Origin of the sequence: Candidatus Phytoplasma solani (assembly GCF_041729705.1) — a bacterium.
In the GTDB taxonomy this organism is placed as follows: Bacteria; Bacillota_I; Bacilli_A; order Acholeplasmatales; family Acholeplasmataceae; genus Phytoplasma; species Phytoplasma solani.
In genome coordinates this window covers 94,856-119,082 of the sequence record NZ_CP103788.1, presented here as the reverse complement: position 1 = coordinate 119,082, position 24,227 = coordinate 94,856, and the positions used below count along the sequence as shown (strand labels likewise).

Annotated in this window: 19 protein-coding genes; 7 read left to right on the top strand and 12 right to left on the bottom strand. The window is 26.7% G+C overall.

Annotated features, from left to right (window positions below; genetic code table 11):
• Positions 1–72: 72 nt before the first annotated feature.
• The 4 genes from psc1_RS00610 to psc1_RS00595 form a co-directional block, all read right to left on the bottom strand.
• Positions 73–1,401: a hypothetical protein gene (locus psc1_RS00610; protein WP_373375667.1), complete on the bottom strand. Its 1,329-nt coding sequence runs from the start codon at positions 1,399–1,401 to the stop codon at positions 73–75.
• The gene (locus psc1_RS00605) at positions 1,401–2,558 is read right to left on the bottom strand and encodes a hypothetical protein (protein ID WP_373375666.1); all 1,158 of its coding nucleotides are present in this window, start codon (positions 2,556–2,558) and stop codon (positions 1,401–1,403) included. The genes psc1_RS00610 and psc1_RS00605 overlap by 1 nt, the downstream gene beginning before the upstream one ends.
• A 641-nt stretch (positions 2,559–3,199) precedes the next feature.
• Complete coding sequence (locus tag psc1_RS00600) at positions 3,200–4,390, bottom strand: hypothetical protein (protein ID WP_373375665.1); 1,191 nt, start codon at positions 4,388–4,390, stop codon at positions 3,200–3,202.
• A gap of 25 nt (positions 4,391–4,415) precedes the next feature.
• Positions 4,416–5,957, bottom strand: a complete 1,542-nt coding sequence (locus tag psc1_RS00595) for a hypothetical protein (RefSeq protein ID WP_023161221.1) — start codon at positions 5,955–5,957, stop codon at positions 4,416–4,418.
• A gap of 580 nt (positions 5,958–6,537) precedes the next feature.
• Between psc1_RS00595 and psc1_RS00590 the strand changes: the two genes are divergently transcribed.
• Together psc1_RS00590 and psc1_RS00585 are read left to right on the top strand one after the other, a co-directional pair.
• Entirely contained in the window at positions 6,538–6,765 is a 228-nt protein-coding gene (locus psc1_RS00590) for a hypothetical protein (protein ID WP_122225344.1), read from the top strand.
• Positions 6,766–7,167: 402 nt separating this feature from the next.
• The gene (locus psc1_RS00585) at positions 7,168–8,088 is read left to right on the top strand and encodes a DUF2963 domain-containing protein (RefSeq protein WP_373375664.1); all 921 of its coding nucleotides are present in this window, start codon (positions 7,168–7,170) and stop codon (positions 8,086–8,088) included.
• A 184-nt stretch (positions 8,089–8,272) separates the two neighbouring features.
• Here the strand turns inward: psc1_RS00585 and psc1_RS00580 are convergent, their stop codons facing one another.
• Together psc1_RS00580 and psc1_RS00575 are read right to left on the bottom strand one after the other, a co-directional pair.
• Entirely contained in the window at positions 8,273–8,932 is a 660-nt protein-coding gene (locus tag psc1_RS00580) for a Pr6Pr family membrane protein (RefSeq protein ID WP_373375663.1), read from the bottom strand.
• Positions 8,933–9,007: 75 nt separating this feature from the next.
• Positions 9,008–10,504, bottom strand: a complete 1,497-nt coding sequence (locus psc1_RS00575) for a carboxypeptidase M32 (RefSeq protein ID WP_023161618.1) — start codon at positions 10,502–10,504, stop codon at positions 9,008–9,010.
• Between the two features lie 198 nt (positions 10,505–10,702).
• On the opposite strand from psc1_RS00575, the gene psc1_RS00570 reads away from it, so the two are divergent.
• Together psc1_RS00570 and psc1_RS00565 are read left to right on the top strand one after the other, a co-directional pair.
• Positions 10,703–11,065, top strand: a complete 363-nt coding sequence (locus tag psc1_RS00570) for a DUF2963 domain-containing protein (RefSeq protein WP_373375764.1) — start codon at positions 10,703–10,705, stop codon at positions 11,063–11,065.
• A 582-nt stretch (positions 11,066–11,647) separates the two neighbouring features.
• Positions 11,648–13,393, top strand: a complete 1,746-nt coding sequence (locus psc1_RS00565) for a reverse transcriptase domain-containing protein (protein ID WP_373400980.1) — start codon at positions 11,648–11,650, stop codon at positions 13,391–13,393.
• A gap of 139 nt (positions 13,394–13,532) precedes the next feature.
• On the opposite strand, the gene psc1_RS00560 is transcribed toward psc1_RS00565, so the two are convergent.
• From psc1_RS00560 to psc1_RS00550, 3 genes are all read right to left on the bottom strand, one after another.
• Positions 13,533–13,682 (bottom strand): DUF2963 domain-containing protein, encoded by a 150-nt coding sequence (locus tag psc1_RS00560; RefSeq protein ID WP_122225639.1) that lies wholly within the window; start codon positions 13,680–13,682, stop codon positions 13,533–13,535.
• A 79-nt stretch (positions 13,683–13,761) separates the two neighbouring features.
• Complete coding sequence (locus psc1_RS00555) at positions 13,762–13,932, bottom strand: hypothetical protein (RefSeq protein WP_161954761.1); 171 nt, start codon at positions 13,930–13,932, stop codon at positions 13,762–13,764.
• Positions 13,933–13,964: 32 nt separating this feature from the next.
• On the bottom strand, positions 13,965–14,159 hold the full coding sequence (locus psc1_RS00550) for a hypothetical protein (RefSeq protein WP_122225638.1): 195 nt from the start codon (positions 14,157–14,159) through the stop codon (positions 13,965–13,967).
• Between the two features lie 156 nt (positions 14,160–14,315).
• Here psc1_RS00550 and psc1_RS00545 point away from each other — a divergent pair, with 156 nt between their 5' ends.
• Complete coding sequence (locus psc1_RS00545; protein WP_373375662.1) at positions 14,316–14,498, top strand: restriction endonuclease subunit S; 183 nt, start codon at positions 14,316–14,318, stop codon at positions 14,496–14,498.
• A 544-nt stretch (positions 14,499–15,042) separates the two neighbouring features.
• On the opposite strand, the gene psc1_RS00540 is transcribed toward psc1_RS00545, so the two are convergent.
• The 3 genes from psc1_RS00540 to psc1_RS00530 all read right to left on the bottom strand — a co-directional run bounded on the left by psc1_RS00540 (position 15,043) and on the right by psc1_RS00530 (position 20,495).
• On the bottom strand, positions 15,043–16,509 hold the full coding sequence (locus tag psc1_RS00540; protein WP_023161185.1) for an MATE family efflux transporter: 1,467 nt from the start codon (positions 16,507–16,509) through the stop codon (positions 15,043–15,045).
• A gap of 1,341 nt (positions 16,510–17,850) precedes the next feature.
• Positions 17,851–19,326: a 2-hydroxycarboxylate transporter family protein gene (locus psc1_RS00535; protein ID WP_373375661.1), complete on the bottom strand. Its 1,476-nt coding sequence runs from the start codon at positions 19,324–19,326 to the stop codon at positions 17,851–17,853.
• The gene (locus psc1_RS00530) at positions 19,323–20,495 is read right to left on the bottom strand and encodes an NADP-dependent malic enzyme (protein WP_373375660.1); all 1,173 of its coding nucleotides are present in this window, start codon (positions 20,493–20,495) and stop codon (positions 19,323–19,325) included. Before psc1_RS00530 ends, psc1_RS00535 begins: the two co-directional genes overlap by 4 nt.
• Before the next feature lie 830 nt (positions 20,496–21,325).
• On the opposite strand from psc1_RS00530, the gene psc1_RS00525 reads away from it, so the two are divergent.
• Both psc1_RS00525 and rpsD read left to right on the top strand, forming a co-directional pair.
• Entirely contained in the window at positions 21,326–22,519 is a 1,194-nt protein-coding gene (locus psc1_RS00525) for a DnaB-like helicase C-terminal domain-containing protein (RefSeq protein WP_023161195.1), read from the top strand.
• A 919-nt stretch (positions 22,520–23,438) separates the two neighbouring features.
• Entirely contained in the window at positions 23,439–24,035 is a 597-nt protein-coding gene (rpsD, locus tag psc1_RS00520; RefSeq protein WP_023161194.1) for a 30S ribosomal protein S4, read from the top strand.
• The last annotated feature ends 192 nt before the right edge of the window (positions 24,036–24,227 follow it).

Here is a 24,227-nt window from a genome sequence, read left to right as displayed (position 1 = left end):
TTCTATTTTAACAAAATAAAACCTTTGGAAGCACTTGTTTTTAAAAAAACAGGCAGTACTAGACTCAAATAATTATAAGTAATTATAATATTGTTTGAAAAGATCTTTTTTAACTCTTTGTTTGACTACATTATTGATGAGCAATGGCACCACAATAAAAAGAATAACAAAAAAACTAAACCTAATACACTTAAAATCCAAAATTTTATAATCGGTAGACTTTTGCGATAACATAAAAAGATGGATAAAAAGAGACAGTAGAATCAAAAAAATATTTAAGGTTGTTAAATCTAAATTATAATAAGTGCTAGCTTTAAAAATAGGAACTAGTTGGTTAGCTTTAAAACCTATTTTTTGTAAATAACGAAATTTTTTTTTATCCAAAACAACTTCATTTTTGTTTTCAAATCGATATGCCAAAGAAAAGCCATAAAAAAAGCCATAAAATAAGAAAAAAATGGCCAAAAACAATATTAACAATAATAAAAATAATATCATACCATTACAATAATTATAAATACCAGAAAGTGTGAGAATTGAAAACAATAAATTATAGATCAGCGCAATTGAGTTCATTGGCATTCGTAAACCACAAGCTAAAAAATGTAATTTCAAAGGTAAAGAACGAATTTTGAACAAAACAAAAGTTAAAGTTTCAACTAAAAATTTAGTAGCTTTAGTTTTAATATGAAGATATTTTTGTTTCGTGATTTCAAAATCAAAACAATTCATTTTTATAACTTCTTTGGGATTATGGACATATAAGCTTTTATCTATTTCAAAACCATTGTTTTGGATTATTAATTTTTGATACGATAAGGAATTCGTCGTATCAATATTGTTGCTAAAAACAAGTACTAATTTAGTTTGAGCCAGTTGTTGAAAATAGGTTAAAAAAGCAGGTTGGGGCTCAAAAGCTACAATAATATGACAATCTTTTAACATTAAAATAGCTAACATTAATTTTTCTTTTTGTTGATCAGTTAACTCATTTACTAAACTATCTAACTCAATTTCATCTAATAAATCAACATTTTGTAAAATAGTTTTGGTTAATTTGGTATTAAAAGTTTTATTTTGGATTTCTAAATAAATTAAAATATTATCTTTAACAGTTAAAGTGTCAATTAAAAAAAAGTCTTGAGACGAAAAAATCCCCAAAACCCAATTATAACAAAAAGCAATATCTTCATGAGTAAATGATTTAGTGTTTTTGTTACCAATCAAAATCTCGCCAACTGGTGGTTTTTTTTGATAAGTTAAAAAGTTAAATAAATGTTTTTGGTCTTGTTGGTTGCCTTCAATTACAAATAAACCTTGATTAGGAAATACAAAAGATAAATTACTAAAACCTTCTTGTTGTGAAGGTGTAATTGTTTTCAGTTTGTTAATTGTTAACATCATTTCGCTCCATAAAATTTAATAGGATTATCATTTTCATTTTGTAAAATGTGAATTAAAACATGCGAACAATTGTCTAAATTTGTTTTTCCTAACAAATGAAATTTTTTGACACCATTAATTTCTGTAATAGTATATAAAGAAACATCTTTGTCAGACTCAAAATAAAAACAAAATCCTAATGTTTTTTCATAGCTATCATTTTTAACACGAAAACTAAAAATATCTTTAAGATATTTAGTACTTTCTACTTGAGCATCATATTTATCTTTAGCAATAAAAGCAGCGTTAACTCCAAAACCAACAAATCTTCCAAAAAATTTACCTAACTTACTAGCTTTCGAAGCTACTGCTTTAGCTGCTGCTTCTTTAGCTTTTTTATTTGTAATTTTTTCTAAACTTTTTTGTTGAATTTTATTATATATCTTTTTAGTTAACCCAGAAACTAGTTTTGTTGCTAATTCTTCTGCTTTTGTTTGAAGCCAACTTTGAGCGCTTAAAGGAGGCAAAGAAGAAGTTCCTTTGTTTATTTTTTCCATCCACATTAATGAACGATGCCAATCTTGTTCTTGTATTTTTTCTAACATCATTTCTACATTCACATTCTCTGTATAAGTATCACAATCACAAAAAGATATTTTAACTTCTTTTATATCACTTAATTGATTGTGATCAAAAAAGAAAAAACCTTTTCCTGGGTTTTCTAACAATCTTAAATAAATAAAATCTGTTAAACTAGCTATTTGTTGTTTATTTTCATTAATCAATTGATCTGTTAAACTAGATACATCAGAAACATCTGAAATAGCACCAACTATCCCGCCAACAACAGGGATCCAACTAGTAGCAATATTAATAGTGTCTTTAGTTGCTTGTTTAGCATTTAACCATTCTTGATAAGAACAACAAGGGATTTCTTTTACTCCTTCAAAACCATAAAAATTAAAGTTTTCTGAACAAAAAAATTTCCCATCAGCTTTTTTAAAACCAAGATAAGGATGAATGCTAGAAACATCTTTTTGATAATTTGACCAATCTTTTTCAGGATCAAAAGCATAAACTTTAGGTTTATAACAAAAACTAAATAAAAAAAGAATAGTTATAAAAAATATTAATAATTTGAAATGTTTGCGAAAATAAGTTTGTTTTTGCATCATGAAAATTTTAATACCTCCTAACTAATTTTTTTCTTTAAAAAAAGAAAGAAACTAAAAGAAATACCAAAAAAAATATCTTTTTAAAAGATTAATTTGGATTTAGTCCTTTTTCTTATTTAATATAATTATATGTTTTTTTATACAACTATTTTTTTATCAATTGTATTTTTTTCATAATCAAGCCTCATCTGTGAAAAAAATATAATTATACTTTTATTATACTACTAAGTTTAATTTTAATTTTAAAATTAATTTTATATTTGGAGTTTTTAGCACTTTTGAATGTTATTCATTTTAAATAAAAATATCAGAATTAATCATTGTTCTCTTAACATATGATCTTTTGAAAAAGGTTTTTAGAAAAGAGAGAAATCATTAAATTAGTCTTTAAAATAAAAAAGACTAACTTAAAAGCTAACCTTTAAAAAATTTAAAATTTATGTAATTTGATTTTTTGAATTTACTTAATTTCTTTAATTTTAAAATTAATTTCATATTTATTTTTCTTTTAGCTTTACTAACTTTTTTATACATTATAACTCATGCAAAAATCTATTTGGGAAACAAAAAAGACCCTTGAAAAAAAGAGTCTTTTTTTAAAAATACTATATAATAATTTTGTTAATTGTGCAAAAAAACTACTAAGAACCAAAAATTTCTTCTGCGATAATCTTTGTTTTTAAGCGACCTTCACTATCGTTAATAAAATTATAATGCCAACCATTGCCTTGTTTTTTATTTTCATCATAAATAAAATTAAGATTATCTTTTTCGTATTTAACCGATTGTAATTTTCCGGTTGAATCATAAGTTTCTATGATGCCATCATCAAATTGATGTTTATACGAACCGTCATCATGTTGACACTTTGTATATTTAAAATCTGAAGGAATGTTTTCTAATTTTTCTATTTTATCACAATTATATAATTTAAAACTATTTATTCTATCTAATGAATTAAAAAGATCTGGATTGTCGTTAAATAATTTTAAAATGCTTCCTTTTTCTGCAATTTTAATTGTTATTTGTTGTGGTTGATAATGATCTATTATGTCTACAACATCTTGGGCTTGAAGTTTTTGATATATTTCTTTTTGCAGCTCGGTTTTTTCTAAACTTGAATTTATAGAATATTTTTGTATGATATCATTGTTTTTTTCAACATCAATTCGATCAAAAGGAATCAATTTTATTTTGTTTTGGTTATTTGAAACACCAAAAATAACTTTATCACTTCGATAAAAAAACTTTTCCTTGTTATTCGGAGGTTTTTGAAAAATAACCGTGCGATAAGGAGATTTAAGTTTTGTTTCAGAAGAAAAATATGTTGATTTCAACATTTGAGGTTTTGTGTTGCCAAACATATCATAAGGTTTATATTCATTAATAAGATAACCAACTATACATTCCTCAACAACTTCACCACGTATAACTGAAGTTCCAACACCGCATGCTTTAATAATTTTAAATACTTCTTCAGAATCATTAAAAAAATAAAAATCATATCGTAAATTACGATTCAACTGATAATCAAACCGCCAATAAGCTTGTTGAAGCTTCCCATTTTCTGATATTTTGAAAAAGGAACCATCATCATACACCAGTTCTTTATATGAACCATTAGGATAATATCGGCAATCCTTTTTACTTATCTTAAGTTCTGGATATACCTTTTCATGTATTGTTTTAATGTGGTCAAAAAGGCTATACTCTTTTGTTAAACATGAATCATCATTCTTTAATGGATTTTTCAAAATATAAATTACTAAAAGAAAAGTTATAATAATCAAAATAGTTATCATAAAAATATTCTTTTGTTTTTGGTTTATCATATCTTACATCTTTTCTTAAAAACTTTTAAGGAGTGGCGATAGCTGCACCTATAGAAACTCCACCAGTAGCTGGTGCACTTGCAATAGCAACACCCCACTTGAATACTTGCCAAACTCCATAACTTATAAATGCTACAGTTGCAATTTGAAAACCAGTTTCTATGGTTTGTTGACTAGGTAAAGAAATTTGCATATTTGTTTGCTGCTGCTTTTCTTCGGATTCCCTAATTCTTTGTTGTTCTATTAAATATAATCTTTGTTTTTCTTTTTCTTCTTCTTTGATTTTCTCTGTTAATTTAGCATCAACTGTACTATAAATAACGCAAGGAATCGAAGCGTGTTGACAAATAAAAAATTCATTATTTAAAATAATACCAATTTTATCAAAGAAACATTGAATGGTATCCTTAACTGTTTTAAAAGAATATGTAATAAATAAACTAGCATCGGATATCATTTGTTCTGTTTTATTCAAATCAATTGGAATTTCATCTTCAAAAACGATATTTGTTTCTGTTTGTTCTTTTGTTCCCGAAAATAAAGCTTTATTAGGGGTAAATGAATTTTTAACTAAGTTAAAAGTTAAATGATTTTCGTTATGAATATCAAATATTTCAAGCGGTTTTAAAGTTAAATTATTATTAGTTAAAATACCAAAAATTTCTATTTGATTATCATTTGGGAAATTAATTTTAAAACCTTTAATCATGTTTTCTTGTGAATCTTGAAAATGTTTAGGATTTATTAATTCTAATTCTCCAATTTTTCCAACTACTTCAATACTTTTAGGTTTATCTGGTTTTCTTAACATAATTTCTATTTTATTACGAATAGCTTCACTAAGATTCATTATATCTTTGGGAAGGTTAATTAAAACAAAAACATGTTCTAAGTTTTGCAAATCATTTAAATAACATTTTAAAATATCTTTTTCAACGATGTGTTTATGAACATCTTCTATGATAGCTTCTTCTAAGGTTTCTAAATCTTTATCTTTAAATTCAGGATAATTGCTTTTTTGCACATAACAAGAACATAAACCGAAATCTAATTGTGATACATCTAATAATTGCGCCTTCGGGTTAAAGAAAAAATAACTATCTTCAGGATATTGTTGAAGGTGTTTTTTTAAATCAGATAAATTCATCGCAATTAAATCTTGTTTTCCTGAAGCCCATAAATCAATTTCATCTTTAATTGTAGTATTTTTCATAAAGTATTTATAAATAAATTTATCATCTTTGTTGACATTTTTATCAACAAAATTATCAACATTTTTATAAACTTTAGAAATTAACATTTGATTTGTAGTAAGCCATTCTTCTTGGTTTTGGCAAGGTTGTTTTTGTACTTTTTGAGGAACATAAAAAGCTTTTTCAAAAGGAGAACCAGGAAAACATATGTATTTTATACCGCTTAGTTCATGTTTTTTATCATAATCAGGATAATTTTTTTCATCGTGAGCAAAAATACGATAATTAAAACCGATTAAAAGAATAATTGATAAAAATAATAAAATAATATTGTTTTTTATGCGAGATTTTTTATAAATAAATAATAATCTCAATTTTTTTAACCTGCTTTCTTAAAATTAAAACTTAAAAAAAAGCTAGAATTTAATTTTTTTTCACCTCCAATGTTTCCTTATGTTTAATTATATGCTTTTTGATATAACTAATTTCTTATTGTCTGTATTTTTTTCATAATCAAGCCTCATCTTTGAAAAACACATAATTACACTTTCATTATACTACTAATTTAAAAGTTGTCAAGTTTAATTTTGGAACTTTTTAATGTTTTTATTTTTAAGTAAAAATATCAGAATTAATCATTTTTCTCTTGGAGTGTTAATAATAGATAGATGAATTGCGCCTCAAATAACAAAATAAAAGATAATTGGAATAATGTAGTAATGTTGATATGTCGCGGTGAAGGTTAATGACTCTCACAAGGCGAAGACAGCTAGTCATTTACTGTTTATTCAATGTAATCGAGAAAGGAGTTGATTATAGAATCCACAATTGACCTAAAATCTAAACTCTCTTGAACATTGAATATTATTCAATACTGTTCTAAAAACAACTTAAAACTTAAAGATACACTACAACACGGGATGAACAACATCGAAAACACCTTAGAGGCATTTAATGAAATCGCCAACAACAAAGAAGCGAGTACAAACAAGTGGCATCAACGGTCAAACCATAAACGGAATGACATTGGACGATATAAAAGAAATACATCAAGAATATGTCGATGGCAAATATCAAGCATCCCCAGTTAAAAGAGTTGTCATCCCAAAAGGCAATGGTAAAACAAGACCTCTGGGAATACCTACCATCAAAAATAGAATCACCCAAAAATCACTGGAATGACTCCTTACAACCTATTTCGAGAAAAAGTTTTCACCTTTAAGTTTCGGATTCAAAAATAAAAAATCATGTAATTGAGGCGCAATTCATCTATCTACATTTAAAAAACACATTTCAATCCCGACGGAACTATTAAAGAAATATTAACATATTAATCATAATGAAAAAAAGACTATCTTAAAACGATAGTCTTTTTTTATTTTTATAAAATATTTCAAAGTTCTAAAAACTAATAATTTGAAAAATAAAAAAATATATTAAAAAAACTTATTAAATGGAGTTTTCCCAAGCGTTAAACTTGTTTTTTTTTTTTTTGATGTATAATTATAGTTAGTGGTGGTTTTATAGTTTTATTTTTATTAATTGTTACCACTGGAATATAAGAAAGGAATTTTTTTATTGATTATGATAATCATCAATAAAAAACGCAACAATTTTATTGTTGGCGCCGCAATTATACTTATAAATATTATTATCTATTATTGTACCTTTTACTTATACATTTATTGTTATTTTGCACCATTTAAAAAAATATTTTCCCAAGACGATGCACCAGTCCAAAAAGATGCAAAAGAAAATGCACCAGTTAAAAAAATATTTTACCAAGACGACGGAAAAACAATTAAAATTATAAGTGAATTTGATAAAATAACTGACAAAGAAATAAAAAAAACTTTTTATCAATCTGACGGAAAAACTATTGATGTTATATATGAATACGATAAACACTCTGGTGAATTAGTTAATAAAACTCAACACCAATATGACGGAACAAAAATTAAATCCATAATCAAATACAGTCAATATGATGACAAACTAAAAGAAGTTGAAAAAATTGATTATGATTATAATAAAGATAATGGTAAATTAATTAAAGAAACTTATAATAATGATTATATAAAGGAATATGATAAAGATAATGGTAAATTAATTAAAGAAACTTATAATAATAATAATTATATATATGATGGAGCCAATCGTAAACTAAAAAAGTGTAATAATATAAAGGAATATGATAAAGATACTGGTAAATTAGTTAAAGAAGCTTATTATAATGATTATATAAAGGAATATGATAAAGATACTGGTAAATTAGTTAAAGAAACTAAGTACCAATCCGATAGAGAAAACCTTTGGTATATACATGAATATGATAAAAAAACTTACAAATTAGTTAAAAAAACTAATTACAGAAAATATTCGTTTTTTTCTTCTGATTTTTCTTCTAAACACAACGGAACAATTGAATCTATAATTGAATTTAATAAAGACACTGGCGAAATAGTTAAAAAAACACATTTCAACCCCGATGGAACCATTAAATAAATATTAACATATTAATCATAATGAAAAAAAGACTATCTGAAAACGATAGTCTTTTTTTATTTTTATAAGATATTTCAAAAATATTTTTTTATCAACTCAAATATATTAGCACTAATTACCGTCACATTCACTATTAATCATTGATAATAAAAAACAATTTTCTATTGTTTATCAGTTTCAATCTTTAATATTTTTTCTTGATGTAAGTTAAAAGACTAGAATAAAGATAAAGGCTAATAGTTAAGACTAATACCATTAATAATAAAAACCTATAACCTTGAATCTCTTTAATCTTGAAAATACCTGGACGATAAGGATCAATAAAACCATAAGGATAGACATAACTTTTTCCCACGATCAACCCTTTAATTAAAAAAAAGCAAAAATACAATAAAGGATGAATTAATCCCATATAAACTTTTTTTAATGATAATGCGTAAATTTCTTTACTTAAAAAATAAAAAATAACATAGAACAAAGGAATGATAGTATGTCTATAATGAATAGCATCTTTGAAATTAAAGCCTTTAATTTCGTCTCGATCTAAAATAGTGTGATTAACGATGGAAGTAAACGAAATACTGATTAAAGCGATAAAAGCTAAATAAGTAAAAGAAGAACTTTTTCTCAAAGGAGTAAAAAAAGCAATCATCACTCCTAACACTAAAATATTACTTTCAGAAGTAAATTTATAAATTAAATCTGAAAAACATTTGCGGTAACTAATGATTTCATCGACATGACGGCCAAAAGTAATGAAAGCTATTGTTCCTAATATAATAGCTATCGATAACACGACGAAGTTATCTTTATAATTTTTAAAAAAAGTTTTTTTAGTATACATAACGTAATAATATAACTCCTTGTTATTTTTTTTAATTTATTAAAGTTAATGATGAGGGGTGAAAAAAGACAATAATTAATTTAAATATTTATTTTCTAAATATGTTAAAAAAGTATGAGGATTGATTTCTGATTCACCAGTTGCTTGTAATAATAAATCTTTACTGTTGTAAAAAGAACCAAAATTCCTAAAATTTTGATTTAAATAATGATTTAATTTGGTAAAATCTCCTTTTAAAAAATCATTTTTATAATCGGGGTATAAATCACTATATTTTTTCATCACCATTGCAGATATTATCATACCATTAGCATAACTTGGAAAATAACCAAAAGAGCCCGAAGGCCAATGTACATCTTGCAAACAACCTTCAGAAAAACTACTTGGAACAATTCCTAAATAATCTTTCATTTTTTGATTCCATACGTTTGGGAGTTCATCGACAGATAACTGACCATTAATTAATAACTCTTCTATTTCAAAACGTAAGATAATATGTAGACAATAAGTAACTTCATCAGCATCAACTCGAATAAAACTTGGTTGTACTTTATTAGCTTGTAAATATAAATTATCCGCTTTTAAAGTCGCATCATTTAAATTTAATTTTTGTTGTAAATAATTAGCTAAAAAAACTAAAAATTCTTTCGATTTAGCTACCTGTTTTTCCATTAATAAAGATTGACTTTCATGAAATTGCAAATCAAGCGCTTTACCTACTGGTTGATTTTTATATTTTAAAGGTAAATTTTGTTCATACAAAGCATGACCTACTTCGTGCACAGTGGCAAAAAAACTATCAAATAAATTGTTTTCATCATAACGTGTAGTTAAACGAATATCAAACGGCGTACCACCACAAAAAGGATGAGTAGATTCGTCTAAACGACCATAATTAAAATCAAAACCTATAATTGACATAATCTGATTATTTAAATCTTTTTGCTTCGCAATATTCATTTTAATACGGTTATTATGATCATTTTTAGAAAAAATTTTTTTTGTCACAATTTTTTTAATTAAAACAGGTAATTGAGTTTTTAAAAAATCAAAAATTTTTTTAATTTTAACCGTTGTCATACCACGACTAAACTGATCTAATAAAGAATCATATAAAGATAAACCAAATGCTTGACTTCTAATTTTGGCTAATTGTTGTTTGTATTCAATCACTTTAGCTAAATAAGGTTTAAATAATTCATAATCATTATTTTTACGAGCTTGACGCCAAATTATTTCTGCTTTGGTAGTGCTTAGAATTAAATTTTTTTGTAATTCTTCAGGCACTATTTCTTCATCTTTAACTTTTAAAATAATTTCTCTTAAATTAGCTTTTTGCCATGCGTCTAATTGATGCTCTTCTTGTTGGCTTAAAGTAATTAATTTTTTAATTTCATTGCTAGTTAATAATTGATGTAGAATCTTACTTAAACTCACAATTTCTTGTGAACGACTTTCTTCAGAACCACTTTTAATATTGCAAGCTATATCCCAATTTAAAATACCTAAAATATTTTCTAAATGAGCTATCTTTTCAAATTTTTGTTCTAATTGTCGATAATAAAAAGACATTTTATTATTTTCTCCTTATTAAATTTTAATGTTTAATCAATAAATCATAATCATTTAATTAGCATAACATATTTTTAAAAATACCAAAATATTTTCTTTTGTTATGAACATGTTATTTTAATAAAAATTAAAACTTTGAACTTCATAAATATGAAATCAAAACTAATTTTAACATAAATATATTGAAAAAACAAAAAAATAAAACACCGAGATGATGGAACAATTGAATCTATAAGTGAATTTGATCAAACCACTGGCAAAGAAATTAAAAAAACTATTTTCCAATCCGACGGACAAACAATTGATTCTATAATTAAAACTGAATATGATCAAGTCACTAACCAAAAAGTTAAAGAAACTCATTACCAAGATAATGGAGAAAAAATTAATTATATAAATGAATTGGATATAGAGACTGGCGGTCTAATTAGACAAAACGAATACCGATACCGAAATGATGGAACAATTGAAGCTATACTTGAATTCAAAAATTATTCTTTCATAAACAAACTAGTTAAAGAAACTAGGGCGCCAAAGAGGCCTAAATATCGAGCTATCTAACCAATAGCCAGTGCCGATAAACACTGAATGGATATGGTCGGTTTGTTAAACGAAAGAATAACAAATTACAGCAGACCATAAAAGCGGATTGAGACGAAGTAGTTAGTCAAGAGGATACCGCCACCAAATTGTCCCATGGATAAGCCTGAAATGGTCTAAGAAGGAAAGCAGATGTAATCTTAGAACCTAATACGCAAACTACTGAAGCCGTATAGTCCAGAGTCTAACAGGATATATTATTTGTCTTGGTTAGTTTATCTAATTAACAGAAAGCCTGGAATCTCACCGACAGTCAGGAAAGACGTTAAAACATAAGCGGTTACTTCACCTAAAGGACAAAGGTAGATATTTAGAGTAACTTGGAGAATCCTAAAAGCTAGTTATTTAATTAACAAGTCAAGGAATAAATGCCGAGACGCTCAAGGATAAAGAAGCTATTTAATAGTCGTGGATAATTCAAAGTTAACATTGGAATATGCTAACACAATGACCCACCAGGGCGAAGGTTAATAACCTTTACAAGGCGAAAGTAGCTAGTAATTTACTATTTATTCACTGTAATCAAGGAAGGAGTTGATAAATATGTCAACAACTGTTTCAAATGAAACTAAGCTTTCGCGAACATTGAATAAGATCCTATATTGTTCTACAAATAACTATCCTCTAAAAAGAGAATTACAGCAAGGAATGAATAATCTACATAACACGTTAATTGCATTTAACAAAATTGCAACCAACAAAGGTGCGGGTACACCTGGAATTGATGGTAATACAATTGACAGTCTCAATCTTAAAAAATTAGAAAGATATCACAAGGAATACATCAGTAACAAGTACAATCCAAAGCCTGTTAAAAGAATATTCATTCCCAAAGACAACGATAAGGTTAGACCTCTTGGAATACCTACCATAAAAGATAGAATAGTCCAAAGAAGCCTTGAACAACTCTTAACTCCTTATCTTGAAAATCAATTCTTAGAATGGAGTTTTGGAATTAGAACCAAAAAATCCTGTCTTGATGCAATCAAACGCGTCAAACAGAGATTTAAGGGAATTGATTATATCATCAAAATTGACCTTAAAGGTTATTTTGACACAATCAATCATGAAACTCTTATGAAAACCTTGACGAAGTTTATACGCAAGAATAAAACTCTTTCAACCATTAACAAGTGGTTAAAAGCTGGGTTCATGAAAGATGGCATCAAATACGAATCTTTATCTGGTTCTCCACAAGGAGGAATCATCTCCCCATTACTTGCCAATGTATATTTACATTACATTGACATCAAAATGGACGAACTAATTAAAGAAGGAACACCAATAAGGAAAGCAAACCCAGGATATGGAAAAACATACCGTCAGGGAATGCATCATAAATTGGGGATTGATAGTCAAATTAACCTAAATCCAAAAACAAGAGTTGAATATATCCGATATGCCGATGATTTTATCATAGGAATTAAAGGGAAATATGACAAAGCTGAAACTATTAAAAACCAAGTGACTCAATGGCTAGAACAAGATTTAAAACTGACAGTTAGTAAAGATAAATCAAAAATTGTAAAAGCCAATAAGGGCACAAGGTTTCTATCCTACATGATTAGGGTAAATCCAACCAGTAGTAAACTCACCGAAAAAACCCACAAAAAATCCCTAAACGGTCGGGTACAAATCCAAGTTCCCAAAGCAAAAGCCAAGGAATATGGATATGAATACAATTGGTTAAGAAGAGGAAAGGTTAAGCATGATGAAACATTAGCAAATAGGGACGAATTAGAAATAATACGCACTTATAAGACAATCGTACGTGGAATCATCCAATACTTTTGTTTAGCTAACAATCTAAATGCATTAACCCATCTAACCTATCTAGCTGAGTATAGTTGTTTGAAAACTTTGGCAAGGAAACACAAAACGGCAATTGCCAAAGTGCGAAAAAAGTTTAATCGTAGCACAACTTGGTCAATTCCTTATTTAAACAAAGGGAAAACCAGATATGAGTCATGGATTGTTTACCCTTGGGATAAGATTAAGAAAATGCGTAGTTGTAAGAAAAATCCCGATATCATCATCAATCCTTATCTATTCCAAGGTCGTACGAATCTAACAGACCGCCTTAAAGCGGAAATATGTGAGAAATGCGGCAAAACAACCCAACTTCAAATCCATCACATTGGTACGGTTCGCAATGAAAACCGCAAAAGCGTGATGAATAAGAGTACAAAAGTGTTATGCATAGATTGTCATAGAAATATTACGAACCAACAAATGCATGATATCAGATTAAATAACAAAATAAAAGAACAAAAAAGAATAAATAGCTAATCAGCCGTAAGGCAAAATTAGTTCTCGAAAGGGAGTAAATTATGGAAAGCCGTATGCTTGGAAACTTGCTCGTACGGTTTGGACGGGGGCTGATTGTAATACATACAATGGAAACGCAAATCCCATTGTTGAAACGCAATTAATCTATCCGTATAATTCCAATTCGACGAAACAGCGCATCTCTTACCAAATTAACAGTTTTACCGTCATCTTGATAATAAGTTTTTTTAATTAATTTATGTGTTATTTTGTCATATTCCTTTATAAACCAAATAGTTTTTGTATACAAATTATAAAAAGTTTCTTTAATTAGACTTTCAGTTTTTCTATCAAATTCACTTATATAATCAATATTTTTTGTATCAAAATCATAAACAGTTTTTTTTCAAAAGAGTTTCTACATTTTTAAGACGTCTTTCAATACAAAAAATAGAATCAGTTTCAAAATAATATTGTATTACCTCGTAAAAATCTTTACCTAATTTATATTTAAATCCTTTAAAACTACTAATTTTATTTTCAATATTATTTTTTTTCATTTTTTTGTTTCCCCTTTTTTGGATATTTTTATTTATTCTTGGTTTAATTGGTTTTTTAATGCTTCTATTTTAGTTTTTATTGTTTTTGCCTTGATTTTGACTTTTTGTGCCTCGAATTTATATTCTTCCGCCCAACATGCGAATTTTTTCGAATAATTTATGTTTTCGCGCTCCTTGGCTGTAAGGATTTGCAAATTTTTTTCTAATTCTTCAATTTGATTTTTCATTATTTTTTTCTCCTTTCCACAGTTTAGAAAACAAAAAAAGCTAAACTGTTTATTTTAATTTAATAAACAATTTAGCTTGTTTTTTTGTGGATTTATTTTTTGTTTTTAGGTGGTTTCGTTTTTTGGTCCGGTGGGCCTCGATATTTATTATATTTTATGTCTGGAATTATAGGTTTTCGCGAATTACATAATATGACTATCGGCACTACTGGGCAAATTCAAATTCCTATAACAACAATTGAGAATTTAACAATAAAAATTCCTAGTTTAGAAGAACAAGAAAAAATTATTAAATCATTGGATGTTGAATATGAATTAATTAAAAATCAAAAAAAATAATTCATATTTTCAACCAAAAAATCAAAGAATATTGTGAATCAATGGGATTATGTTAATAAAAAAACTTAAAAAAATATTTATCTTAAAATAAGCAAAAAAACAATTTAATGTAAATTTTTACTCTTCATAAATATTTTAATGAAGGTGGACTTCAAAAATAAACTAGCAAATACAAATCACTAAATAAAATGCAATTAATCTATTCATATACCAGGTATATATAGGTTGGGGTGTTATAAAAAAATGTAAATATTTTTATAACACTGCAAGTATGCCATCAAAAATAAAATCATTTTAAGAATTATTTTTTAAAAAACAAACTATTTATTAATTATTGCAAATTACAAAAAAGAGCAATAAGAGTTGAATAAATAAAATTATTGTCTAAGAAAAAATTTTAATTTGGTCAAAATTAGCCTATAATAAATTAGTTTGTGTGATAATAATCCACTGTTAAATAAAAATTTAATCCAAATAAAAAAAGACCCCTCGAAAAGAGTCTCTTTTTTTGCATTTCTATGTTTAACGAAAGCGCATGATAAAATTAGTCTCGTTCAAATGTTCTTTCTCGTTTTAGTTTCAGGTAAAAAGTAATGAAAATCCAAAAAGTAATTATAAAACACAATAAATTACTTAAAAAAATACTTAAACCGACTCCTGTTACGCCCCAATTTAAGCAACGGGGAGCAAAAAGGAAAATAAAAAAAACACGAAACACACTTCTTAAAAAATTTAGATAAAAAGAAGGGGCCACTTTTTTAAAAGCTAACAAAAAATTAAATAAAATGATAGAACCGCAAGATAACCATAAGCTAGTAGTTTCAAAAAACAGTAATTTACGGAAAGCTTCTTGTTCTAATGCAGGAATTTGTTCCCAAGCAGTGTTATGAAAAAAAGGTAAAAAAATTTTATAACCAAAACAATTAATTAAAGTGCCTAAAGTGGCAAAAATAAACATGCAAAAAATAATTTTTTTAAAAGCTTCAAAAACTCGATTAAGGTTATTGTGTCCCAAATTTTGAGAAATAATAGCATTTTGAGAATCAGAAAAAGAATTTAATAAATTATAAAAAATATTATTAATAGTCACTGCTAAAGCTAAATTAGCACCAATTTGAGCACTTGTCAGTTTTTCAGGGCCGCCATCATAAAAATCTCTAATGACAATACTTACAATTAGTTTACCTAATCCATAAACACTAATACTGGCGCAAACAGGAATAGCTAGTTTGGCGATTTTTTGCAAGAATTTCTTATCGAAACGCAATTTTTTTAAAATAATCTTAAAAGGGTTGTTTTGATCGAAAAATAAAAACCAAAGAGCAAATAAAGTGATAATAGCGTTAGAGATAAAGGTTGCCCATGCTAAGGAAGTGATTGAATGTAGGTCAAAAGAATAAAATAAAACTAAAGATAAAATAATTTTGACACAAGCATTTAATAAATTCAAAAGAAGAGCTACTTTATTGTTACCCTTAGCTCGTTCAAGGCTTAAAAAAACTGTATTAATGGAGATGCAAACGAAAGAAATTATAATAAGGTTATAATATTGTCTTTGTTCAATGTTAACTGAATGGGTTTTGCTGATTCCTAAAATACTTTCTAAAATAGGTTTTTGAAAGACAAAAATACATAAAACTGAAAGTATTAAACCGATTAAGATCGAAAGAATAAAAGTTTTTGCTAAATAAAGCCGCATTTTTTCGAGATTATTTTGTCCATAAGCCCGACCAACTAAAATTACACCTCCGGTAGCAATCGAAATACCAAAAGGAATCAAAATGCCTTTAAATAAATGCACCCGACTTAAAAAAGTTATTTGTGACGCCGGAAAATTGTTTCTTTTTAAAATTAAAAGATCTATTGAATCTGATATATTTTGAAAAACCCAATAAATAATAATAGGAGAAGTGAAATAAAAAATGACTTTCCATAAGTTGCCTTCTAGCAGAAATTTTCTATTTCTTTTTTCGGCAATTAAAAATTTAGTGATTCCCTCTGTTTTAACCATTGGAAACCTCCATCTAATGATTTTTTCTTGGTTATCCAATTGTTGAAAATAATTATATAAAAAAAGGAAAACACTTAATATTTTATCAAAAAAATAACTTTTTGAAAAAATAAAAACAGTCAGAAAAATATAAATTTATTTTTGAAATTATGAAATTTATCATAACATGAAAAAACTACAAGTAAAACTCAATAATTCATTAAAAAAAACAAAGATTTAGTAGATAAAATTGCTACTGGACTAAAAAAACAAAACCACCTTAAAATAAAAAATAAATCCAGAAAAAATCAAGCTAAATTATTTATTAGTTTAGCCTTTTTGTTTTCTAAACTGCGAAAAGAGGAAGGGAAAATAAAAATATTAAAAAAGAAATTGAAAAACTTGAAACAAATGCACTGTTATAAAAAAGTGTAAATGAATTAATTTTTAATACCTAAATAGGCTAGTTTTTGCAACTAGTCTTTTTAGTGTTTTTAAGAAAAAAAATGCATTTTAAATAAATGATTTTTCAACAATCATCCAAAACTCTATCAAAAATTTTTTAACACAGTTGTGTAAAAAATGAAAAAAATTTGGCAACCTTTTAGGAAATATTGTGCCTTATAATATGAAAGTAATAATTGTTTTATCTTTTTTTCGCCCCCAACTTATTGAATTTTTGTTTAAAAAAAATAAAAAATAAAAATAGCCTGTTAAAAATGCGTCTAAAACATTTACACTTTTTTATAACACCCCCAGCCTTCTTTTCTTTCCTGACTATCGGTGAGATTCCAGGTTTTTTCAACAGATAACTAACCAAGATAAAACTACAATCTTGTTAGACGCTTTTCTTTCGGGAGTTTTTTTTGGTAGCTTTACCCAGTAGGCTATATTATTTTACATATCTACTTTGTCTTCTTAGGCCATTGCAGGCTTTTATCTGTGAAACAATTTGGTCACAAAATCCTCTTGGCTAACTGATTTGGTCTTAATCTACTTTTATGAATTGCTGTAATTCGTTATTCTTTCGAGTAACTAACTGACTATATCTACTCAAAGAAAAGGGTTTGATCGGGCTTTCTGACTATTTTTTTTAGGCCTCTTTGGCACCCATTAAAAAAGGATAAAAAATTTTTAAAAAGACATTTATAGAACTGATTGTAAATATTTTTTTTAACTTTCTAATGATTATTTTAAGTATTATATTATTTTTTTGATAATTAAACATACCAAAGATTATTGCAAAAACAACTACAAAAATTAACCTAAGTATTTTATAAATGAAAAAAGCTATCCCGAAAGACAGCTTTTTTAAATAAATTGAATAAGTTATAAATGTTTTGCAAAAGATAATGTTATTAATTATTTATATATCAAAGGATAAGCAATACTTGCAACAACAACAATAAAAGCGCCTCCAATACGAGTAGCTATTTGAGCAAATGGCATTAACCCCATCAAATCAGAAGCCGATAAAATAGCAATATTACCAGCCCCTCCGATACTATTAGTACAAAGACCGGCTGTAATAGAAGCTTCCAAAGGATAATATCCTAATTTTTTACCAAAATATCCAGCTACTAAAGCAACTGATAAAACACACACTAAACAAGTAATAATGAATTTAAGATTTTGTAAATGAACCAAGGCTTTTGAAATTTCTAAAGTTGAACCTAAGATCACTAAAAGTGCTGAAGTAAAGTTGACAGTAATAAATTTTGAGGCTTGAGTAATGCAAGTAATATAATATTGTGAAATTAAATTAAATAATTTAACTAAAACCACAACAAAAACTATAAAGACAATGGTGTCAGGAAAGTATTTTGCAGCAGTAGGAAAAATAAAAGTTAATAAATCTTTAATCAAAACACTCATTATATATAAAGTAAAAATAGAAACTAAACCGGTAATAAATTGAGTATAATTTAAACTATCAGGAGTTTTTTGAGTTTTTTTTTCTTGCTGATTTGGGGATGAATGTGTTGTTTCTAACTTGCCTGAACCACTTAATTGGCTTTGCTCAAAAAGTTTTTTAATCACGCCAGATAACAAAATACTAAAGATTCCTCCCACCAATAAAGCTGGAAAAATATGACTTTTCATAGTATTTACTACTTCATGATCAAAAGAACTGCCATAGGCATTACTTAAAGGTACAATTCCTGCCGTCAGTCCACCGCTTGCCAAAGGAGCAAAAATATAAAAAATGGAATCTAAAAAAGCCCTTTTAGAAGTTATATCTGGTTCTTGAAGTCCTAATCCTTTTATAGGATTTAAAAAATAACCTAAAGTGCCTACCACAAGCATTCCTGTTATCAATGAAATAAAAATCAAAGGGATAAATTTTTTGAAAGAATTTTTTAATAACTTTGTATCCATCCCTAAAAAACTACCAATAATTAAAGCTGAGACAAAAAAGGTAGTAAAACCGATTCCCTTAGCACCACTTAAATGTTTAAAATTATTTAATGTTTCTGATTGAATAGATGCAAAAAAAGAATTATTTTTGAAAAATTGAACCGTAAATAAAATAGAAGGGACGATGATGCATAAAATAGCTCCTCCCCCGATATCTTTTAAAATAGGAGTATTTTTGCCAATAGCTTGCAAAATAGCAGCTAAAAGTATTGCAATTAATAAAGGAGTGATAAAGGGGTGTGTGGAGGCTTGAATGGTCTTTGTTGTTTTTGAGGCATAAGAAAATAACAATGGTAATCCGACTAGTTGGATTAAAACAATTGCAACAATAATACAAAAAACAGGAATACTGAAACCTAAAATAGTTTTTTTAGGGATAGTGTTTTTTTTGTTCTCCGTTAAATTAGCAGACAAATTCATTGACGGACTACTCCGGTTCTTTGAGCAGCTTCAGCTACTGCTGAAGAAATTTTTATAACTACTTCTTTATTAAAAGCACTTGGTAAAATATTTTCTTCATTTAAGTCTTTATCTTCAATGATTGCTTTAAGAGCATAAACAGCTGCTTTTTTCATTTCTTCATTAATTTGAGTTGCTTTAGCATCTAAAGCACCACGGAAAACCCCAGGAAAAGCTAAACAATTATTAACTTGATTTGGAAAATCAGATCTACCAGTTGCAACTATTCTTGCACCACCTTTTTTAGCTTCATCAGGCATAATTTCAGGAATTGGATTAGCCATAGCAAAAACAATCGCATCTTTATTCATAGTAGATACCATTTGGCTTGTTACGATACCAGGAGCAGAAACACCAATAAAAATATCTTTTCCTTTAATAATTTCTTTTAAAAGACCTTTTTCATGGTAAATATTAGTTATTTGTGCTAACTTATATTGTTCTTTATTTAACGTCACATCTTCTTTATGTAAAGCGCCTTTTTTATCAACTAAAACAATATTTTTAGGTTTTAACAAAAACAACATTTTAGCTACTGCCATACCAGCAGAACCAGCACCACTAATAACTATTTGAGCGTCTTCAATAGATTTACCAACCACTTTTAAAGCGTTTAAAATTCCTGCAGAAGCAACAATTGCAGTTCCATGTTGATCATCATGAAAAACAGGAATATCAAGTTTTGCTTTTAAAGCGTCTTCAATTTCAATGCATTCAGGAGCTTTAATATCTTCTAAATTGATAGCACCAAAAACAGGAGCAATTTTTTCCACAACATTAATAATTTCTTTAGTGTCTTTAGAATCAATACAAATTGGAAAAGCATCCACTCCAGCAAATTCTTTAAAAAGAATGGCTTTTCCTTCCATCACCGGTAAAGAAGCATGTGGGCCGATGTCGCCCAAACCTAAAACCGCAGTTCCGTTAGTAACAACACCTACCATATTGCCTTTCGTGGTATAACGATATACATTATTTTTATTTTCTTTTATTTTTAAACAAGGCTCTGCCACTCCAGGTGTATAAGCTAAAGATAAATCATTTAAATTTTCTACTTTAACTTTGCTAATAATAGCAAGTTTACCTTTGTTTTTTTCATGTAATTGTAACGCTTTTTCTTTTAAATTCATTTTTAAAAAAATTCCTTTTTTACTTTCTTTTTTGGTTGATTTTAATTCATTAAAAAATAATCATCCTTTTATATTTTATATTTTATTTTATGTTTTTATTTGCACAAATTTTCATTTTTTGGATAAATTAAAAGATTTTTTTACAAAAAATAAATTATTTGACTTTCATTTAATAAGGTTTAAAAGATAAAAATTATAATTTAGGCATCAATATTGAGTTTCTTTTTTTTGTTTTTATCATTGATGTTTATTGGATATATTCAAAGATTGATAAAAAATAATTAAAATCTTTAATGTATGAATATCTACAAAATGTTGTAATTAATAAAAATATCAATAGCAAATTATTTTTTGAACCTAAACAACTCAGTTTTTAAAATTATTTTCAAATAAACAATTTCTAAATCACACTAAAAACATAAAAAATCTTACACTCAAGAAAATAACTTTAATAGGTTTTTAATTGATGATTTTTGTGAAATTTTATTTGATGAAAATATTACTTTGAATTAAAAAGACCAACCTTTAAGCTAGTCTTTGGAATATTTAATTTTTATAATAATTAAATAATTGAAATATTAGTAATTTTGTTATCTTTTATTATCTTTAAAATCATGATTAATCCAATTTTTAATATTTTAAATATTGTTTTTATCACTTAAAAACCATAAATAAAATTGTTATTACAAACACATTCATAAGTCAAATAATTTTTTAATATCTATTTCGATGATGCAAATATTTTGACTTTTATTTAATAATATGTTATATTAAAAATATATTTTAATTATAGTAAAAAGCTAAAAAATGCTTTAGAAAAAAGGGAAATAATGATCAATCAAACAGTAGAACATATTTTATTAAAATTTTTACTTTTAAACCCCAAGGCTTTTGACCAAATAGTCAACAAAATTAATATACATGATTTTAACGATGCAAAGGTGAAATTCATTTATAATCTTTTATTGGGTTTAAAGCAACAAAAACAAATTTGGGATATCAACAAAAGTGATCTTTTTTTAACTAATATTCCTAAGTTTAAACGACCGCATATCAAAAATTACTTAATTGAAATCGTTCAAAATACCCCTTTATGCCAACTGACAGAAATTGACAGTTATATTCAACAAATCAAACAATATAGTTCCGAAAAGGAAATTGAACAAATTACTAACAAAACTCACCTTTTTACTACCCCAAAAGATCTGATGGAAATTATTTTACAAAAAACCATTTTTAATCCTAGTAAAAACGGCTTATTAGGGCTTGATACTGGTTTTAGTCAATTAAACAACGACACTTTAGGCTTCCAAAAAGGAGAGTTAATTATTTTAGGAGCTCGTCCAGGAGTTGGCAAAACTACGTTAATGATGAATTTAGCCATCAATATTATCACCAAAAACCTCAATTCAAAAGTAGTAATTTTCAGTTTAGAAATGAGTAATACTCAATTGATTTTGAAAAGTTTAAGTTCGGTTTCTAATGTCGATATGCGCCGCTTGCGTTTAGGCGAAGTTAGTGAAAAAGAAAAAGCTAATATCATTGTTTCTTCTCGTGCCTTAGAACAATTGCAATTATTTTTTGATGATGAATCATCGTTAGTGTCAGAAATTGAAATTAAATGTAATGAATTTAGACAAACTAATGGTCTAGATATTGTTTTTATTGATTATTTACAGTTATTACAAGATAAACCAGTAGATAAAATTTCGAATCAATTAAAACAATTAGCTAAAAAACTAAATATTGTCATTTTTTGTCTCGCTCAATTAAACCGTGATTCTGCCAAAGGAAATACACCCAGAAAACCAAAATTAACAGATTTAAAAGATACTGGTAACATCGAACAAGACGCTGATTTAGTGATGCTTTTATATTGTGAAACTAACATCACTATTGCGAGTTTGCCACAATCAAAATATGAACTGATTATTGCCAAAAACAGAAACGGTATTTCTAATAAATCCTATCAACTCAATTTCAACAATCAAACCCAAACTTTTACAGAAAAATTAGAAGAATAACCAATAATTACAAATAATAATTTTTCTTGCCACATTTCTTTAAATATGTTTAAAAATATCGATTTAGTTAAATAATGATTATACTTGTCAAACAAAGGTCATCTATGTGATAACTTTTTTTATTGGCGAAATATTGATTTATCATATCGTTGGATTCATAAATAAAAATGTTTGAAAATTCAAAATATAGTTAACCCAAAATAAAAAAATAATTCCTAAGTTATTAATTATAATTATACATCAAAAAAACAAATTTTACGCTTGATAAAATTAATTTAACGAGGTTTTGACTAGCGATTTTTGTTAAATTTTGATTTGGTAAAAATTACTATTTATCAAAAACTGAATTATAAAAACCAAAAAAGATCAAATGAAAAATTGGTCTAGATTATGTTTTTACATTTTTTTAATTAAATTTAGAAATAAATTATTATTATGTGTGTGTTAGTATCTATAAGATAATAATTTGAATAATATTTATTTGGATTAAAAATTTAAAATAATTGATTTTACTAACTTTTTTAATCATTTGACAAAAAATAGACTCTTGAAAAAAAGTATTTTGTGAATTGTTAAAAACTAGAATTACTAAAATAAATAGATGTATTTTTTGAGCATTTACCTATTGAATCATTGATTTTTAATGTTTGGTTTTACTCACCTTTAACTACCCACCCAAAAATAACGTTAAAACATAAATAAAATAAGAAAAATACTAAAAAACTTGACTATTGAATGATTTTATTATAAAATATTAATGATGGTAAAACAGTTGCAATTGTAATCATTAAGCTAATCTCTTGTCTTTAAGAGACTTTTCTAAGTAATTCTTTGCTGTTTGAGAAAGAAAAGAAAGTAGATGATTGTTAATGGTTCAATTGCAAAACTTATACCTTAGAAAAAAAGGAGAGTTAAAAAAATGTCAAGATATACAGGTTCGCTTTGGAAAATTTCTAGACGCCTAAATTATTCTGTTACAGAAACTAGTAAAGAATTACGCAAAAGAGCTTATGCTCCTGGTCAACACGGGCAAAAAAGAGTTAAAATAAGTGATTATGGTTTGCAATTGCGAGAAAAACAAAAATTACGTTTCACTTATGGCATGTCAGAAAAGCAATTTCGTAAAACTTTTGAAAACGCCAGCAAACTAAAAGGGATTCATGGTGAAATGTTTTTAGTTTTATTAGAGTCACGCCTTGATAATGTGGTTTATCGCTTAGGTTTTGCAACCACTAGAGCGCAAGCTAGGCAACTAGTTAATCACGGTCATATTTTAGTCGATGGTAAAAAAGTAGATATTGCATCTTATCGTCTTAAACCAGGCCAAACTGTTACTTTAAGAGAAAAATCTAAAAATCTAAAAATAGTTAAAGACGCTTTGGAAAGAAAATTTGTCCGTTCAGATTATGTTTCTTTAGATAAGCAATTAATCGGAAAATACGTGAGATATCCCCAAAGAAATGAATTTTTAGCCGAAATTAATGAACAATTAATTGTTGAATATTACAATAGATAACTAAAATACCCTTGGAAATAGGGTGTTTTTTTGTGCAAATAATAATAAAACAATGAAAAAATAAACTTTGCGGTCAAAAAAACAATCAATTATCTTTGTTATCTTTGTGACTTTTACAACGCCATTCCAAAAAAAGAGTTTTAGCGGTCAATTATGTGTTACTATTTAACTTAGACTTTGAAAAATTCTTAA